Here is a 16,798-nt window from a genome sequence, read left to right as displayed (position 1 = left end):
CCCGGCGCCCGTGCCGCGGCGATGTCCGTGGCGGGCGCAAGAATAGGGCCATGAGCTTGAGCGAGGGCACCTCCACCGAGGCGGCGCAGCGGCACGCGGAGTTGAGCGAGCTGGTCAACGAGGCCAACTACCGCTACTACGTGCTGGACCGGCCGACGCTGAGCGACGCCGACTACGACCGGATGATGCGCGAGCTGCGTGACATCGAGGAGCGGCACCCGGAGCTGGTCACCCCCGACTCGCCGACCCAGCGGGTCGGGGCGCCGATCATCACCGAGTTCGAGACGGTCGAGCATCTGGAGCCGATGCTCAGCCTCGACAACGCGATGAACGCCGAGGAGCTGGCGGCCTGGGGCGAGCGGGTGCTCAGGGAGGTCGGCGAGGACGCCTCCTACCTGTGCGAGCTCAAGATCGACGGACTGGCGATCGCGCTGGTGTACCGCGACGGCAGACTGGTGCGCGGGGCCACCCGGGGCGACGGGCGCACCGGTGAGGACGTCACCAACAACATCCGCACCATCGACGCCGTCCCGGCCCGGCTGGCGGGCGAGGGCTGGCCGCGGGTGCTGGAGGTGCGCGGCGAGGTGTTCCTGCCGGTCGAGGTGTTCGAGCGGATCAACGCCACGATGGTGGAGCAGGGCCGCGAGCCGTTCGCCAACCCGCGCAACGCCGCCGCCGGCTCGCTGCGGCAGAAGGACCCGCGGGTCACCGCGCAGCGCCCGCTCAGCATGCTGGTGCACGGTTTCGGCGCCTGGGAGGGCCGTGAGCAGCCGCGCAGCCAGGCCGAGGCGTACGAGCTGATGCGCGGTTGGGGCCTGCCGGTCAGCGATCTGTACCAGGTCTTCGGCGATCTGGGGCGGGTGCGCGAGTACATCGAGCACTACGGCGAGCACCGGCACGAGCCCGCCTACGAGATCGACGGCGTGGTGGTCAAGGTCGACCAGCTCGCGCTGCAGCGCCGGCTGGGCTCCACCACGCGGGCGCCGCGCTGGGCGATCGCCTACAAGTACCCGCCCGAGGAGGTCAACACCAAGCTGCTCGACATCAAGGTGGGCGTCGGGCGCACCGGGCGGATCACCCCCTACGGGGTGATGGAGCCGGTCCAGGTGGCCGGGTCCACGGTGGCGTATGCGACGCTGCACAACGCCAGCGAGGTCAAGCGCAAGGGCGTGCTGATCGGCGACACGGTGGTGCTGCGCAAGGCCGGCGACGTGATCCCGGAGATCGTCGCCCCGGTGACCGCGCTGCGGGACGGCTCGGAGCGCGAGTTCCAGATGCCCGCCGAGTGCCCCGAGTGCGGCACCACGCTGGCCTACGAGAAGGAGGGCGACGTGGACATCCGTTGCCCCAACGCCCGGTACTGCCCCGGCCAGCTGCGCGAGCGGCTGTTCTTCGTGGCCGGCCGCAACGCCCTGGACATCGAGGCGCTGGGCTACGTCGCGGCGACCGCGCTGACCCAGCCGCTGGAGCCGGCCGACCCGCCGGTGCGCAACGAGGGCGATCTGTTCCACCTCACGGTCGACCGGCTGCTGCCGATCAGGACGGTGGTCCGCGAGCAGCGCACCGGACTGCCCAAGATCGACGAGAGGACCGGCGAGCAGAAGGTGGTGACCTTCTTCGCCAACAAGGAGGGCGAGCCCAAGAAGACCGTCGAGATCCTGTTCGCCGAGCTGGAGAAGGCCAAGACCCAGCCGCTGTGGCGGGTGCTGGTGGCGCTGTCGATCCGCCATGTCGGGCCCAAGGCGGCGCGCAGCCTGGCCCGCGACTTCGGCTCGATGGACGCGATCATGAACGCCTCCGAGGAGGAACTGGCCGCGGTCGACGGGGTCGGCCCGACCATCGCCGCCTCGATCAAGCGCTGGTTCGCCGAGGACTGGCACCGCGAGATCATCGACAAGTGGCGGGCCGCCGGGGTGCGGATGGCCGACGAGGGGGCCGGCGGGCCGCGCCCGCTGGAGGGTGTCACCGTGGTGATCACCGGCTCGCTGGAGCGGCACAGCCGGGACTCGGCCACCGAGGCGGTGCTGGCGCTGGGCGGCAAGGTCACCGGTGCGGTGTCGAAGAAGACGGGCTTCGTCGTGGTGGGCGACAATCCGGGATCGAAGTACGACAAGGCGGTCAAGCTGGGCGTTCCCGTGCTGGACGAGGGCGGGTTCGAGGTGCTGCTGAAGCAGGGGCCGGAAGCGGCCAAGGCCGTAACCGTGGCGGAGGACGGGTAGCGCGCCGTGACGACGCGCGGACGAACAGCAGGTTGTCACCCAGAGCCGCGGGGTAACTACCCAATGGTGATGATGGGGTAGGATTCGACGAGTTCGCCCATAACGGAACGTACGCAATCGGTTTCGCGAAGTTGAGCAAAGGCCGTACCCTCATCATCTCCACCTGTCTCCCTTCCTGAGGCCGTGATGAAGGACCCGAACAACACGCGGAACACGACGCCGCGGCGCGGATCCCCGCTGTGGATCTACTTCGCCGTCGTCATCGGCGTCGGGGCCGCCGCCTTCGCCGTGGCGCTGTGCGGGATGACCCGCGCCGATCTGGACGCACTGGCCGGCAACCCGGTGTTCTGGATACTGGGCTGCTTCATCGTCTTCGGCGAACTGCGGCCGATCGTCACGACCGGCTCGGCCGAGCACAACAACGGCACCGCCACCTCCGCCACGTTCTCCTTCGCCGCCCTGCTGTACGCCGGGCTGCCGGTGGCGGCCCTGCTGCAGGCCCTGGCCGTGGTCGCCTGCGGGGTCTTCCACCGGCACGCGGCGCACCGCACCGCCTTCAACATCGCCCAGTTCACGTTGAGCCTGACCGCCGCGGCGCTGGTGCTGCGGCTGTTCGGCATCGACGCCGCGCCCGCCCCCGGCCGGCTGTGGGTGCCCGAGGGCGCCGACCTGCTGCCCATCGCGCTGGCCGGCGCCGCCTACTTCGTCTGCAACGACACGTTCGTGTGCGCGGCGGTGGCGCTGCACGAGCGGGTCTCGCTGCTGCGGGCGCTGCGCTGGGACCTGGGCTACCAGGTGCTGGTGCACGTGGCGCTGCTGGCGCTGGCCCCGCTGGTGGTGATCACCATGGACCGCTCGGCGGCGTTCGTTCCGCTCATCGCGCTGCCGTTCGTCGCGGTCTACCTGAACGCCTCGGTGTCGGTGCGCCGTGAGCACCAGGCCCGGCACGACGGGCTGACCGGCCTGCCCAACCGCAAGCTGCTGACCGTGCGCACCCAGGAGGCCCTGGCCGCGGCGGGCGGCGCCCGGACCGGGCTGTTCCTGCTGGACCTGGACCGCTTCAAGGAGGTCAACGACACCCTCGGTCACGCCACCGGCGACCGGCTGCTGCGGATCGTCGCGCACCGGCTGACCCACAGCGTGCGGCCCGGCGACCTGGTGGCCAGGCTGGGCGGCGACGAGTTCGCGGTGCTGCTGCCCACCGTCCGCGACGAGCAGGCCGCCCGCGAGGTCGCCGCCCGGCTGCGGGCCGCGCTCAGCGAGCCGGTACGGCTGGAGGGCCTGTCGTTCGACCTGGAGGCCAGCGTCGGCATCGCCCTGCACCCCGACCACGCCACCGACTTCGAGTCGCTGCTGCAGCGCGCGGACGTGGCCATGTACGTGGCCAAGGAGAGCCGCGGCGGCGTGGAGGTCTACTCGCCGGCCAAGGACCGCAACTCCCCGGCCCGGCTCGGCATGCTCGGCGACCTGCGCCGCGCGATCGACCGGGGCGAGCTGGAGCTGCACTTCCAGCCCAAAGTCTCGCTGACCGACGGCCGGCCGGTGGGCCTGGAGGCGTTGCTGCGCTGGCGCCATCCCGAGCGGGGGCTGCTGCACCCGGGCCGCTTCCTGCCCATCGCCGAGCAGACCTACCTGATGCGCTCGATCAGCCAGCACGTGATGGAGACCGCCCTCGCCCAGGCCGCCGCCTGGTGGCGGGACGGGCTGACCGTGCAGATCGGGGTGAACGCCTCCGGCCGCGACCTGCTGGACATCGGGCTGGCCGAGGCCGTCCGCGAGGGCCTGGCCCGGCACGGCCTGCCGCCGCATGCCCTGCAGCTGGAGATCACCGAGCGGGTGCTCACCCACGAGCCCGCCTACGCCGCCGAGACCCTGGGCGCGCTGGCCGAGCTGGGCGTGCCGCTCAGCCTGGACGACTTCGGCACCGGCTACTCCTCGCTGGTGCGGCTCAAGCGGCTGCCGGTGGAGGAGGTCAAGATCGACTCCTCGTTCGTGTCCCAGCTGGCCCACGGTGCCGACGACGCGGTCATCGTCCGCTCCATCATCGAGCTCACCCGCACCCTGGGCCTGCGTTCGGTGGCCGAGGGCGTGGAGGACGCCAAGACCGCTCAGTTGCTGCGCGAGCTGGGCTGCGAGGCGGCCCAGGGCTGGCTGTACGGCCGTCCGATGGACGCCGCGACGGCCACCGACTGGCTGCGCCGCCACATGGAACGCGCCCCCGAACCCGCCGCCTGACCCCTGACACCGTCCCCGATCCGAGGGACACCGCGCCGGTGAACGAGCAGGGCCGCCGCCCGGCTTGTCGAGCGGGGCGGCCGGATCACGCGATGTGCCCGGTGCCGTCCCCTGCGCTGGGGCGGCACCGGGCACCTCGGGTTTCTCGGTCGACCGGCTCCGCCGGTGTCATGGGAGGGTCCGCCGCACTCAGTAGCCGTGACGGCGGGCGGGGTCGTCGTAGGCCGACGGCTCCTGGTAGTAGCGCTCCTCGCGTACCGCGGCGCCGGGCGGGGGTGCGGTACGGCGCCGTGCCGTGGCCAGCCGGACCAGGCCGATGATCAGCCCGACCAGACCGCCGATCATCAGGATCACGCCGACGACCCTGATGTCCAGGCCGCTGAGGTCGAAGTCGACGGCGTAGGCCAGGATGGCGCCGATGATGATGAGGGCGAGGCTGCCTCCGATGGTCACGGGGCTCTCCTCTCTTCCTTCGGGGGTTCGGCACAAGCGTTCCCGCTGGGCGCGTCTCAAACGGCCGCATGCGGTGACCTGGACGTGCGCCACGCGTGATCTCGGGCAAAGCATTCGGAGGCGGCAGGTGCGGGCCCATAGGATGGCGGCGAACCCAATCGATCCGACCGATCGCAGAAACGGCTTCCGACATGTCTAATGAGCGCGCCGCCGGCGGAGCCGCCCCAGGCGCAGCCTCCACCGGGTCCGCCATCACCCGGGACGAGGTGGCCCACCTCGCCCGGCTGTCCAGGCTGGCGCTGGGCGAGGACGAGCTCGGCCACTTCGCCGCCCAGCTGGACGAGATCATCTCCGCGGTCGCGCGGGTGCAGCAGGTCGCGGCGCAGGACATCCCGCCGACCTCGCACGCGCTGCCGATCACGAACGTCTTCCGGCCCGACGAGGTCCGCCCGTCGCTCGCCCCCGAGCAGGCGCTGGCCGAGGCCCCGGCCGCCGAGGAGCAGCGTTTCCGCGTACCGCGGATCCTGGGAGAGGAGGCGTGAGCATGAGCGGTGAGCTGACCCGCAGGAGCGCCGCCGAACTGGCGGAGCTGATCGCCTCCGGGCAGGTGTCGGCAGTGGACGTCGCGCAGGCCCATCTGGACCGGATCGCCGCGGTGGACGGCGAGGTCAGGGCGTTCCTGCACGTCGACGCCGAGACCACGCTGGCGCAGGCGCGGGCGGTGGACGAGCGCCGGGCGGCCGGCGAGCGGCTCGGCCCGCTGGCCGGGGTGCCGATCGCGCACAAGGACGTGTTCACCACCGCCGACATGCCCACCACCGCCGGGTCGAGGATCCTGCAGGGCTGGCGGCCCCCGTACGACGCCACGATCACCGCGCGGCTGCGCGCGGCCGGGCTGGTGATCATCGGTAAGACCAACATGGACGAGTTCGCGATGGGCTCCTCCACCGAGAACAGCGCCTACGGCCCTACCCGCAACCCGTGGGACACCTCGCGCATCCCCGGCGGCTCGTCCGGCGGCTCGTCGGCCGCGGTCGCCGCCTACGAGGCGCCGCTGGCCACCGGCACCGACACCGGCGGCTCCATCCGGCAGCCGGCCGCCGTGACCGGCATCGTCGGCGTCAAGCCCACCTACGGCGGCTCCTCGCGGTACGGGCTGATCGCGTTCGCGTCCTCGCTGGACACCCCGGGCCCGTTCGCCCGCAACGTGCTGGACGCCGCGCTGCTGCACGAGGCGTTCTCCGGCCACGACCCGATGGACTCCACCTCGATCGACCGACCGGTGCCGCCGGTGGTGGAGGCCGCCCGCCGCGGCGACGTGGCCGGGCTGCGGGTCGGCGTGGTCCGGGAGCTGGGCGGCGAGGGCTACCAGCCGGGCGTGCTGGCCCGCTTCAACGACTCGGTGGAGCTGCTGGAGTCGCTGGGCGCCAAGGTCGTCGAGGTCTCCTGCCCGCACTTCGGCTACGCGCTGCCCGCCTACTACCTGATCGCCCCATCGGAGTGCTCGTCCAACCTGGCCCGCTTCGACGCGATGCGCTACGGGCTGCGGGTCGGCGACGACGGCACCCGCAGCGCCGAGGAGGTCATGGCGCTCACCCGGGCGGAGGGCTTCGGCCCTGAGGTCAAGCGGCGCATCATGCTGGGCACCTACGCGCTGTCGTCGGGCTACTACGACGCCTACTACGGCAAGGCCCAGCAGGTCCGCACGCTGATCACCCGCGACTTCGACGCGGCCTTCGAGCAGGTGGACGTGCTGGTGTCACCGACCACCCCCACCACGGCGTTCCCGATCGGCGACCGGGTGGACGACCCGATGGCGATGTACCTGGCCGACCTGGCCACCATCCCGGCCAACCTGGCCGGCAACGCGGCGATCTCGGTCCCGTGCGGCCTGTCGGACGACGGCCTGCCGGTCGGCCTGCAGATCATGGCCCCGACCCTGGCCGACGACCGCGTCTACCGGGTCGGCGCCGCCGTCGAGCGCGCCCTGGAAGACCGCTGGGGCGGCCCCCTGCTGGCCAAGGCCCCCGAACTCGCGGAGGCGGACCGATGACCACGACCCCGTCGCTGGTGCCCTACGAGGAGGCGCTGGCGAGGTACGAGCCGGTGCTGGGTGTGGAGACCCACATCGAGCTGGGGACGGCCTCGAAGATGTTCTGCGGCTGCGCAACCACGTTCGGCGCGCCGCCCAACACGCAGGTGTGCCCGGTGTGCCTGGGGCTGCCAGGCTCGCTGCCGGTGACCAACCGGGCGGCGATCGAGGGCATCATCAAGATCGGCCTGGCGCTGAACTGCCGGATCGTGGAGTGGTGCCGGTTCGCGCGCAAGAACTACTTCTATCCGGACATGCCGAAGAACTACCAGATCTCCCAGTACGACGAGCCGCTGTGCGTCGACGGGTACCTGGAGGTCGAGGTGGACGGTGAGACGTACCGGGTGGAGATCGAGCGCGTCCACATGGAGGAGGACACCGGCAAGTCGCTGCACGTCGGCGGCGCCACCGGCCGCATCCACGGGGCCGACCATTCGCTGGTGGACTACAACCGGGCCGGCATTCCGCTGGTGGAGATCGTCACCAAGCCGATCACGGCGACCGGTGACAGGGCGCCGCTGGTGGCCCGCGCCTACGCCACCGAGCTGCGCGAGCTGGTGCGCGCCCTGGGGGTCTCGGACGTGCGCATGGAGGAGGGCTCCATGCGCTGCGACATCAACGTGTCGCTGATGCCGCGCGGCGCCGCCGAGTGGGGCACCCGCACCGAGACCAAGAACGTCAACTCGCTGCGCTCGGTCGAGCGGGCCGTCCGCCACGAGATCGAGCGGCAGGCGGGCGTGCTGGACGCCGGCGGCAGGATCGTCCAGGAGACCCGGCACTTCCACGAGGACACCGGCACCACCACCAGCGGGCGCAGCAAGGAGGAGGCGCAGGACTACCGCTACTTCCCCGAGCCCGACCTGGTGCCGATGGCGCCGTCCCGGGAGTGGGTGGAGGAGCTGCGCGCCACCTTGCCGGAGCTGCCGGCCGCCCGCCGCCGCCGGGTGCAGGCCGAGTGGGGTCTGTCGGACCTGGAGCTGCGGGACGTGGTCAACGCCGGGGCGCTCGACCTCATCGAGGACACCGTCAAGGCCGGGGCCGCTCCCGGCCCGGCCCGCAAGTGGTGGATGAACGAGCTGTCGCGGCGGGCCACCGAGCAGGGCGTGGAGCTGTCCGCGCTGCCCATCACCCCCGAGCAGGTGGCCCGGATCCAGGCGCTGATCGACGAGGGCTCCCTCAACGACAAGCTGGCCCGCCAGGTCTTCGAGGGCGTGCTGGCCGGTGAGGGCGGCCCCGACGAGGTGGTGGCCGCCCGGGGCCTGAAGGTGGTCAGCGACGAGGGCGAGCTGGCGGCCATCGTGGACCAGGTGATCGCCGACAACGCCGCCGCGGCCGACAAGGTCCGGGCCGGCAAGGTCGCCGCCGCCGGCGCCCTGGTCGGCGCGGTCATGAAGGCCACCCGCGGGCAGGCCGACGCCGCCCGCGCCCGCGAGCTGATCCTGGAACGGCTCGGCGCGTCCTGACCGTACCGCCGCGTCAGACGACCGCGACGGGTCGCCTGACACCGCTCTGCGGGGCCTCCCGCAGAGCGGTGTCAGGTCGGCCGCGCCGATCCGGGGTGTTCCGTGGAGCGGCGTCCGGTCGCCTGCGGTGATCCGGGGTTTTCTGCGGGGCGGCGTCAGGTCGGCCACGGCGGTCCGTGGTCGCCGCTCGGGGCGCCGCGTTCAGCGCAGGGGGATGACCAGGATGCGGTCGTCCCCCCGCGCGGGGTCGCCGCGCCCGTCCTTGTTGCTGGTGGTGACCCACAGTGAGCCGTCCGGCGCCCGTACGACCGCGCGCAGCCGCCCGTACCGACCCTCGTAGTGCGCGATGGGGCGGCCGACCCGGCCGTCGGCGTCCACCGGCACCTGCCACAGCCGCCGCCCGCGCAGTCCCGCCGCCCACAGCGACCCGCTCGCGTACGCCAGGCCGGATGGGGACGCCTCGCCGGTCGACCAGGTCAGCAGCGGGTCGGTGTACCGGGTGTTGCGCCGTCCCTGCTGGACGCCCTCCACGTCGGGCCAGCCGTAGTTGTGGCCCCGCTCGATCAGGTTGATCTCGTCGAAGCGGTCCTGCCCGAACTCGGTGGCGTACATCCGTCCCTTGTCGTCCCAGGCCAGGCCCTGCACGTTGCGGTGCCCGTAGGTCCAGACGCGGGAGGAGAACGGGTTGCCGGGGGCGGGGCCGCCGTCCGGGGTCACCCGCAGGATCTTGCCGCCCAGCGAGCCGCGGTCCTGGGCGAGTTCACGCTGGTAGATCTCGCCGGTGCCGATGTAGAGCATCTTGTCGGGCCCGAACGCGATCCGGCCGCCGTTGTGGTTCGCGCCCTTGGGGATCCCGGTGACGATCGGCCGCGGCGCGGCCAGCCGCCCGTCGTAGCGGAACCGGACGACCCGGTTGTCGTCGGCCGCGGTGAAGTACAGGTAGACGAACCGGTCCCGGTCGTAGGACGGCGAGACCGCCACCCCCATCAGGCCGCCCTCGCCGCCGGGCACCACGCCCGGCACCTTGCCGACCTCGGTGACACTCCCCCGCGGGGTGACCCGCAGCAGCCGGGCGCTGTCACGTTCGGTGACCAGCGCGTCCCCGCCGGGCAGGAACGCGATCGCCCAGGGGACGCTCAGCCCCGTCACCAGATCGCGGGGCTCGCCGGGAGCGGCGACCCGCGTGGTGGCCGGGGAGCCGCCGCCGGTCGTGGCGGCCGGCAGCGGGGGCGGCGTCCGTGAGCCCCCTTCGGAAGCGGACGTGCACCCGGCCAGCACGGTGGTGGCCGCGCCGAGCGCGATGATCCTGCGAATGCCGATGGGCATGGGATCTCCCCTCTCCGTCACTGTGACATACGGATGTGCGGGCCAGGTGGTTCCTCGCAGGCCACCTCGTACGATCCAGATCATGACGAGGTTGTGGGTGGCGAGACGGGACATCGCCGACGCGGTGGCCGATCTGCCCGGCGCTGAGATCGAGGTGTGGGACGCGGGCGCCGTGCCGTCCTCGGTGGCGGAGGTCGAGTTCTACGTTCCCGCGCTATTGCCGTCACCGGCGAGCCTGGAGGTCATGGCGCTGATGCCACGGTTGCGGGTGGTGCAGTTGCAGACCGCGGGGTTCGACCACGTGCTGCCCCACCTCCCCGACGGGGTGACGTTGTGTAACGCCAGGGGCGCGCACGACGCCGGGACCGCGGAGTGGGTGGTGGGCGCGATCATCGCGAGCCAGTGGGATTTCCCCGGGTTCGCCGCCGCCCAGCGAGAGGGCCGCTGGGACTACCGCCACCCCGGGGTGCTCACCGACTCCCGGGTGCTGATCGTCGGGTACGGGTCGATCGGGCAGGCCGTCGAGCGCAGGCTGACGCCGTTCGAGGTGGAGATCACCCGGGTGGCCTCGCGGCCCCGCCAGGGCGTGCACGGGCCGGACGACCTGCCCGAACTGGTGGCGCGGGCGGACGTGGTGGTGGTGCTGGTCCCGGCCGGCCCGCGGACCCGGGGACTGTTCGACGCCGGCCTGCTGGCCCGGATGCCGGACGGCGCGCTGCTGGTCAACGCCGCCCGGGGCGCCGTGGTGGACACCGATGCGCTGGTCGCCGAGACGTTGGCCGGGCGGCTGCGCGCGGCGCTGGACGTCACCGATCCCGAGCCGCTGCCCCCCGGCCACCCCCTCTGGCGGGCTCCGGGGGTGTTCCTCACCCCGCACGTCGGGGGCTCCACGGCGGCCTCCGCGCGCCGGGTCGCCCGGCTGGTCCGCGCGCAGGCCCGCCGCCATCTGGCTGGTGAGCCGCTGGCCAACGTGATCAGCGGGCGGTGACCGGACGATCCCGGATCCGGTCACGGAGAGTAAAAAACAGTATCGGGCAGATCCCCGGCAACCGGCGCCGAACCGAGCCGAACCGGCTACGGGACGTGTCGGGTTGTCGCCGGGTGGACGCTGAGCCTCAATCGCTCCGTGACCTACGGAACGTACATTGAGCGACACGGTGATCCCGTAGTGAGACCAACGACCGAGACCATGTCGCCGGCTCCGGCCGGTGCCCGGTGGCTCCAATGAGGGGGCGGCGCTCGTCAGGGTGCCCGTCGGGGACGGTAACCCCCGGCTTTCGCTGACACCGACGGCGCGGCAGGGCACGATCTTGCGCACGAGTTGCGTTATGTCGGTGACGGTCGATGCGCGTGGGTTCCCTGGAGCCGACGGCCCGGACAGCAGAGAGTGAGCGGCGGATGAGCGGCGAGAGCGCCAGGCGGTTTCCGCCTCGTGTGGTGCCGATCGGTGCCGTCGCGCTGATGGCCGTGCTCGTCACCGTCGGCTCGCTGCTCGGCGGCGCTCCGGCGATCCCGGTCTGGGTGGAGGCGGTGGCCGCCGCCGCGGTGGCCGGGTCGCTGCTGGCCGCGATCCGCCCGCTACCGTTCCGGGCGCGACGGGGCGGTCCCGAGGACGACGAGCCCGGCGCGGCGGGCGGGGGCGGGCCACCGCCGGGGGGCCGCCGCGACCCGCGCCGCGACTCCTGGAACTGGTTCGCCATTGCCGCCGGGTGCTGGCTCGCCGGCGCCGTGGTCAGCCTGGCTTCCCCGGACCTGCTCAGCAGCGCCGAGGCGCTGTCGCTGGCGGACCTGTTCTACCTGGCCGCCATCGCCGCGCTGACCGTCGGTTTCATCGTCCCGGTACGGCTACCGCGGGAGGCCGGCCCCTGGGTGCGCTACGTCGCCGACACCTACGTGTGCGTGGCGGCGCTGTTCGTGCTCGGCTGGGTGGCGGAGTTCGGCAGGCTCTACCACCTGTCGGGGGAGTCGCCCGCCGAGTTCGTGCCGGAGCTGCTTTACCCGCTGGTCGGCACCATGCTGGTGTGCGGGGCGCTGCCGTTCGTGCTGGGCGCCGCCCGCGCCTACCGGCCCGGCGCCTGGACGGCCTACCTGGCGCTGGTCGCGTTCGTGGTGGCCGACATCGTGTCCATGGTCGCCCGGCTGCGCGGGGGCGTCCCGTCCGGTGACCCGGGGGACACGGCGCGCGTGGTGGGGCTGCTGTTGCTCGGCCTGGCCCCCTGGGCCTCGCCCGCCCCCGATCGGCCCGCGCCCGCCTCCGATCGGCCCGCGCCGGCGGACGACGGCACCGCCCCGGCCGCGCCCGACGACCTGGAGGCCGCCGACCCCGCCGAGGACGGCCCGCCGCGGGGACGGATGATCGGGCCCGGGCTGGTCACCGCCGCGGTGGCGGCGGCCGCCGCGCTGTTCGTGGCAGGGCACTCGCTGACCGGCTCGCGTGGCCTGGAACCGGTCGTCTCCCTGGTGGCCGGATCGGCCGTGCTGGTGATGCTGGCCCGGCTGGCCGGGCTCATGCGCGAGAACGAGGGGCTGCGGTACGCGGCCAACGCGGGCGAGGAGCACTTCCGGGCGCTCGCCGAGAGCATCAACGACGTGGTGCTGATCTGCGACTTGGCCGGGGTGGTGCAGTACGTCTCCGACGGGGCGCACCGCACCTACGAGCACGTCCCGGGCGACCTGCTGGGCCGTTCGGTGACCGAGTTCGTCCACCCTGAGGACCTGCCGCACGTGGAGGAGGTCTACCTGGAGTTCCTGGCGGCCGACCGGGCGGCGCTGCGGATCGCCTGCCGGGTGCGCGCCGCCGACGGCACCTGGCTGCCCACCGAGTCGACCGTCTCCCGCTACACCGCCTCCCGGGTGCTGATCACCACCCGGGACCTGTCGGAGCAGGCCGCGCTGCAGCGCCAGGTCACCCATCTGACCTTCCACGACGGGCTGACCGGGCTGCCCAACCGGGCCTACTTCGAGGAACGGGTCCGCGAGGTGGTGGGCCGGGAGGCCGGGCCGGGCCGAGTGGCCGTGGTCTTCGCCGACCTGGACGGGTTCACCGCCGTCAACGACTCGGCCGGGCACGCCGCCGGGGACCAGGTGCTGGCCCAGGCCGCCCGCAGGCTGCGCGCCGCCGTGCAGGCCGACGACACCGTGGCCCGCTGGGGCGGCGACGAGTTCGCGGTGCTGGTGGAGAACGCCGATGGGGCGCGCACCGTCGTGGAGCTGGCCGAGCGGCTGCTGCGGGTGCTGAACGGCGAGCCGTACCGGGCCGGTGAGCGAGAGGTGGTGCTGAGCGCCAGCGTCGGCATCGCCTTCGCCGACAGCGACACCGACACCGACACCGAGGCCGACACCGGCAGCGACACCGATACCGAGGCCGACACCGGCAGCGACACCGATACCGAGGCCGACACCGGCGCCGGTACCGGCGGTGACGCCGACGGCGCCCCGACCGACGCCGCCGTCTCCCGTGAACCGGGGCCGCGCAGCGGGCCGGAGCTGATCCGCAACGGCGACCTGGCCATGGCCCGCGCCAAGGAGCTGGGCGGCGGGCGCGTGGAGGTGTTCGCCGCGCACATGCACGCCGACGTCGTCCGGCGGCTGGAACTCGGCGCCGAACTGCAGCGGGCGCTGGCCGAGGAGCAGTTCGCGGTGGAGTTCCAGCCCGTGGTCGAGCTGGCCACATCCCGGGTGCGGGGAGTGGAGGCACTGGTGCGGTGGTGGCGCGGCAGCGAGTCGGTGCCGCCGCAGGACTTCATCCGCCCGGCCGAGGAGTCCGGGCTGATGATCCCGCTGGGCGACTGGGTGCTGCGGGAGGCGTGTCGGCAGGTGGCCCGCTGGCGTGCCGGGTCATGGGACGTCGGCCTGTCGGTCAACTTCACCGCCCGCCAGATCGCCGCCCCCCGGTTCGTGGAGTCGGTGGCGGCGGCGCTGGCGGAGACCGGGCTGCCGCCGCAGGCCCTCACCCTGGAGGTCAGGGAGGAGGTCCTGGTCGAGGACGTCGGGCAGAACGTCGAGCGGCTGTCGGCCCTGCGCGACCTGGGGGTACGGCTGGCCATCGACGACTTCGGCACCGGCTACGCCTCGCTGGCCTATCTGGGCCAGCTCCCGGTGGACGTGATCAAGATCGATCCGTCGTTCGTGGCCGGGCTGGGCCGCGACGAGACGCTGACCCTGCTGACCCGCACCATTGTGCGGCTGGGGCACGATCTGGGGCTGACCGTGGTGGCCGAGGGCATCGAGCGTCCCGAGCAGCTGGAGCTGCTGCGGGAGATGGGATGCCCGCGCGGGCAGGGCTTCCTGGTGGCCCGGCCGATGGCCGCGGGCCGGGCGGAGTCGCTGCTGCGCACCAATCTGACCGCCGCCGCGGACATGCCGCCGAACAAGCCGGGCGGGCCGGGCGGCTCTGAGGGGCCGGGCGTCCCGGTGCACGGGCCGGCCCTGTCCCCGGGCTGACGTCTCACATGGTGGGATAAAGCGTCCACGGATTTGACCCCGGGGCGGAGGTTCGGCGAAGGTGTATCCGTGCAGAGCATTTCCGTGATTCTCGTAGTACTTGGTCGGCGCGCAGGCTGACCGAGTCGCCTCGCCTGCGCGCTCCCCTCGACCGCCGTTGTGGCGCGAGGGGTTTTTTGTTGGCCAGGATCACCTCCCATCCCAAGGAATAGGCATGACGACCGAGCAGATGACGGGAGCTCAGGCGCTCATCCGGGCGCTGGAGAACGTCGGGGTCGACACCGTGTTCGGCATCCCCGGGGGCGCGATCCTCCCGGCCTACGACCCCCTCTTCGACTCCCAGAAGGTGCGCCACATCCTGGTCCGGCACGAGCAGGGCGCCGGGCACGCCGCGCAGGGCTACGCGATGGCCACCGGCAAGGTGGGGGTGTGCATGGCCACCAGCGGGCCGGGCGCCACCAACCTGGTGACCCCGATCTCCGACGCGTACATGGACTCGGTGCCGATCGTGGCGATCACCGGCCAGGTCTCCAGTGCGGCGATCGGCACGGACGCCTTCCAGGAGGCCGACATCGTCGGCATCACGATGCCGATCACCAAGCACAACTTCCTGGTCACGGACGCCCGGGACATCGGCCGCACCATCGCCGAGGCGTTCCACATCGCCGCCACCGGCCGTCCGGGCCCCGTCCTGGTGGACATCGCCAAGGACGCCCTGCAGGCCACCTTCGAGTTCTCCTGGCCCGAGCCGATGCAGCTGCCCGGCTACCGCCCGGTGACCCGCCCGCACTCCAAGCAGGTCCGCGAGGCGGCCCGGCTGCTGTCGCAGGCCAGGCGGCCGGTGCTGTACGTCGGCGGCGGCGTGATCAAGGCCGGCGCGGCGGCCGAGCTGAAGGTGCTGGCCGAGCTGACCGGCGCCCCGGTGGTCACCACCCTGATGGCCAAGGGCGCGCTGCCCGACAGCCACCCGCTGCACATGGGCATGCCCGGCATGCACGGCAACGTCGGCGCGGTCGGCGCTCTGCAGCGCTCGGACCTGCTGGTGGCGCTGGGCGCCCGCTTCGACGACCGGGTGACCGGCCGGCTGGACAGCTTCGCCCCGGACGCCAAGGTCGTGCACGCCGACATCGATCCGGCCGAGATCTCCAAGAACCGGCACGCCGACGTGCCGATCGTCGGCGACGCCCGCGAGGTCATCGCCGACCTGATCGTGGCGGTGCAGGCCGAGCACGAGGCCGGCCGGCGCGGCGACTACGCGGCCTGGTGGAAGCAGCTCAACGCCTGGCGCGAGACCTACCCGCTCGGCTACGACCGGCCGGCCGACGGCTCGCTGTCCCCGCAGTACGTGATCGAGCAGATCGGCCGGATGGCCGGGCCGGACGCCTACTACGTGGCGGGCGTCGGCCAGCACCAGATGTGGGCCGCCCAGTTCATCAAGTACGAGCGGCCGGGTGCGTTCCTCAACTCCGGCGGCGCGGGCACCATGGGCTACGCGGTGCCGGCGGCGATGGGCGCCAAGGTGGGCGCGCCGGACGCCCAGGTCTGGGCGATCGACGGCGACGGCTGCTTCCAGATGACCAACCAGGAGCTGGCCACCTGCGCGATCGAGGGCATCCCGGTCAAGATCGCCGTCATCAACAACGGCAACCTCGGCATGGTCCGGCAGTGGCAGACGCTGTTCTACAACGAGCGCTACTCCAACACCAACCTGCACTCCACCCGGATCCCCGACTTCGTCAAGCTGGCCGAGGCCTACGGCTGCGTGGGGCTGCGCTGCGAGCGCGCCGAGGACGTCGAGGAGACCATCCGCAAGGCGATGGAGATCAACGACGCCCCGGTGGTCATCGACTTCGTCGTCCACCAGGACGCCATGGTGTGGCCCATGGTCGCCGCCGGGACCAGCAACGACGACATCAAGATCGCGCGCGATCTGGCGCCCGACTGGGAGCACGGTGACTGACGCCATGCCGCCCCGACCGACCCCGCCCAAGACAGAGGAGACCGACCCGCGATGAGCCGTCACACGCTCTCGGTGCTGGTGGAGAACAAGCCGGGCATCCTGGCCCGGGTCGCGGCGCTGTTCTCCCGGCGCGGCTTCAACATCGACTCGCTGGCGGTGGGTACCACCGAGCACCCGGAGATCTCCCGGATGACCATCGTGGTCAACGTGGAGGAGCTGCCGCTGGAGCAGGTCACCAAGCAGCTCAACAAGCTGGTCAACGTGCTGAAGATCGTCGAGCTGGACACCTCGTCCTCGGTGCAGCGCGAGCTGGTGCTGATCAAGGTGCGCGCCGACGCCGAGACCCGCTCCCAGGTGCTGGAGACCGTCCAGCTCTTCCGCGCCAAGGTCGTCGACGTGGCCCCCGACGCGGTCACCGTCGAGGCCACCGGCAACCGCGACAAGCTGGAGGCCCTGATCCGCATGCTGGAGCCGTTCGGTATCAAGGAACTGGTGCAGTCGGGCATGGTGGCCATCGGCCGGGGTGCCCGCTCCATCACCGACCGGTCCCTGCGCGCGCTGGACCGCAGCGCCTGACCCCGCACGCCCGGGGCGACCTTCCGGGCTC

General features: G+C 72.5%; 11 protein-coding genes. 9 read left to right on the top strand and 2 right to left on the bottom strand.

The genetic code is table 11. The features are described 5' to 3' along the window. Positions 1-50 precede the first annotated feature (50 nt). Both ligA and C4U03_RS04450 read left to right on the top strand, forming a co-directional pair. A complete protein-coding gene (gene ligA / locus C4U03_RS04455; RefSeq protein WP_103936366.1) occupies positions 51-2,219 on the top strand; it encodes an NAD-dependent DNA ligase LigA in 2,169 nt (722 codons plus the stop codon). Between the two features lie 186 nt (positions 2,220-2,405). After that, the gene (locus C4U03_RS04450; protein WP_103936365.1) at positions 2,406-4,454 is read left to right on the top strand and encodes a putative bifunctional diguanylate cyclase/phosphodiesterase; all 2,049 of its coding nucleotides are present in this window, start codon (positions 2,406-2,408) and stop codon (positions 4,452-4,454) included. A gap of 189 nt (positions 4,455-4,643) precedes the next feature. Here C4U03_RS04450 and C4U03_RS04445 read toward each other — a convergent pair whose 3' ends face one another. After that, a complete protein-coding gene (locus C4U03_RS04445; protein WP_103936364.1) occupies positions 4,644-4,907 on the bottom strand; it encodes a DUF6458 family protein in 264 nt (87 codons plus the stop codon). A 191-nt stretch (positions 4,908-5,098) separates the two neighbouring features. Here C4U03_RS04445 and gatC point away from each other — a divergent pair, with 191 nt between their 5' ends. From gatC to gatB, 3 genes are read left to right on the top strand one after another with little or no spacing between them, the layout of a single operon-like run. Then, on the top strand, positions 5,099-5,449 hold the full coding sequence (gene gatC, locus C4U03_RS04440; RefSeq protein WP_103936363.1) for an Asp-tRNA(Asn)/Glu-tRNA(Gln) amidotransferase subunit GatC: 351 nt from the start codon (positions 5,099-5,101) through the stop codon (positions 5,447-5,449). A gap of 2 nt (positions 5,450-5,451) precedes the next feature. Beyond that, positions 5,452-6,960 carry an Asp-tRNA(Asn)/Glu-tRNA(Gln) amidotransferase subunit GatA gene (gene gatA / locus C4U03_RS04435; protein WP_103936362.1) on the top strand — a complete coding sequence of 503 codons (1,509 nt, stop codon included), beginning with the start codon at positions 5,452-5,454 and terminating at the stop codon, positions 6,958-6,960. Continuing rightward, a complete protein-coding gene (gene gatB / locus C4U03_RS04430) occupies positions 6,957-8,462 on the top strand; it encodes an Asp-tRNA(Asn)/Glu-tRNA(Gln) amidotransferase subunit GatB (protein ID WP_200827051.1) in 1,506 nt (501 codons plus the stop codon). The genes gatA and gatB overlap by 4 nt, the downstream gene beginning before the upstream one ends. Positions 8,463-8,663: 201 nt before the next feature. Here the strand turns inward: gatB and C4U03_RS04425 are convergent, their stop codons facing one another. Beyond that, complete coding sequence (locus C4U03_RS04425) at positions 8,664-9,788, bottom strand: PQQ-dependent sugar dehydrogenase (RefSeq protein WP_103936361.1); 1,125 nt, start codon at positions 9,786-9,788, stop codon at positions 8,664-8,666. Positions 9,789-9,870: 82 nt separating this feature from the next. On the opposite strand from C4U03_RS04425, the gene C4U03_RS04420 reads away from it, so the two are divergent. From C4U03_RS04420 to ilvN, 4 genes are all read left to right on the top strand, one after another. Further along, positions 9,871-10,776 carry a 2-hydroxyacid dehydrogenase gene (locus C4U03_RS04420; RefSeq protein ID WP_200827050.1) on the top strand — a complete coding sequence of 302 codons (906 nt, stop codon included), beginning with the start codon at positions 9,871-9,873 and terminating at the stop codon, positions 10,774-10,776. A 410-nt stretch (positions 10,777-11,186) separates the two neighbouring features. Then, on the top strand, positions 11,187-14,231 hold the full coding sequence (locus C4U03_RS04415; protein ID WP_235017639.1) for a putative bifunctional diguanylate cyclase/phosphodiesterase: 3,045 nt from the start codon (positions 11,187-11,189) through the stop codon (positions 14,229-14,231). A 214-nt stretch (positions 14,232-14,445) separates the two neighbouring features. After that, a complete protein-coding gene (locus C4U03_RS04410) occupies positions 14,446-16,191 on the top strand; it encodes an acetolactate synthase large subunit (RefSeq protein ID WP_103936360.1) in 1,746 nt (581 codons plus the stop codon). A 51-nt stretch (positions 16,192-16,242) separates the two neighbouring features. Next, positions 16,243-16,767: an acetolactate synthase small subunit gene (gene ilvN / locus C4U03_RS04405; protein ID WP_103936359.1), complete on the top strand. Its 525-nt coding sequence runs from the start codon at positions 16,243-16,245 to the stop codon at positions 16,765-16,767. The last annotated feature ends 31 nt before the right edge of the window (positions 16,768-16,798 follow it).

This window comes from Thermomonospora echinospora, assembly GCF_900108175.1.
In the GTDB taxonomy this organism is placed as follows: Bacteria; Actinomycetota; Actinomycetes; order Streptosporangiales; family Streptosporangiaceae; genus Thermomonospora; species Thermomonospora echinospora.
Note: the sequence above shows the minus strand (reverse complement) of the source record. Positions and strands in the feature narration are given on the sequence as shown.

Excerpts from the sequence above, each read along its gene's own strand:
- ligA (WP_103936366.1), top strand. The coding sequence starts at position 51 with ATGAGCTTGAGCGAGGGCACCTCCACCGAGGCGGCGCAGCGGCACGCG.
- C4U03_RS04450 (WP_103936365.1), top strand. The coding sequence starts at position 2,406 with ATGAAGGACCCGAACAACACGCGGAACACGACGCCGCGGCGCGGATCC.
- gatC (WP_103936363.1), top strand. The coding sequence starts at position 5,099 with ATGTCTAATGAGCGCGCCGCCGGCGGAGCCGCCCCAGGCGCAGCCTCC.
- gatA (WP_103936362.1), top strand. The coding sequence starts at position 5,452 with ATGAGCGGTGAGCTGACCCGCAGGAGCGCCGCCGAACTGGCGGAGCTG.
- gatB (WP_200827051.1), top strand. The coding sequence starts at position 6,957 with ATGACCACGACCCCGTCGCTGGTGCCCTACGAGGAGGCGCTGGCGAGG.
- C4U03_RS04425 (WP_103936361.1), bottom strand. The coding sequence starts at position 9,788 with ATGCCCATCGGCATTCGCAGGATCATCGCGCTCGGCGCGGCCACCACC.
- C4U03_RS04420 (WP_200827050.1), top strand. The coding sequence starts at position 9,871 with ATGACGAGGTTGTGGGTGGCGAGACGGGACATCGCCGACGCGGTGGCC.
- C4U03_RS04415 (WP_235017639.1), top strand. The coding sequence starts at position 11,187 with ATGAGCGGCGAGAGCGCCAGGCGGTTTCCGCCTCGTGTGGTGCCGATC.
- C4U03_RS04410 (WP_103936360.1), top strand. The coding sequence starts at position 14,446 with ATGACGACCGAGCAGATGACGGGAGCTCAGGCGCTCATCCGGGCGCTG.
- ilvN (WP_103936359.1), top strand. The coding sequence starts at position 16,243 with ATGAGCCGTCACACGCTCTCGGTGCTGGTGGAGAACAAGCCGGGCATC.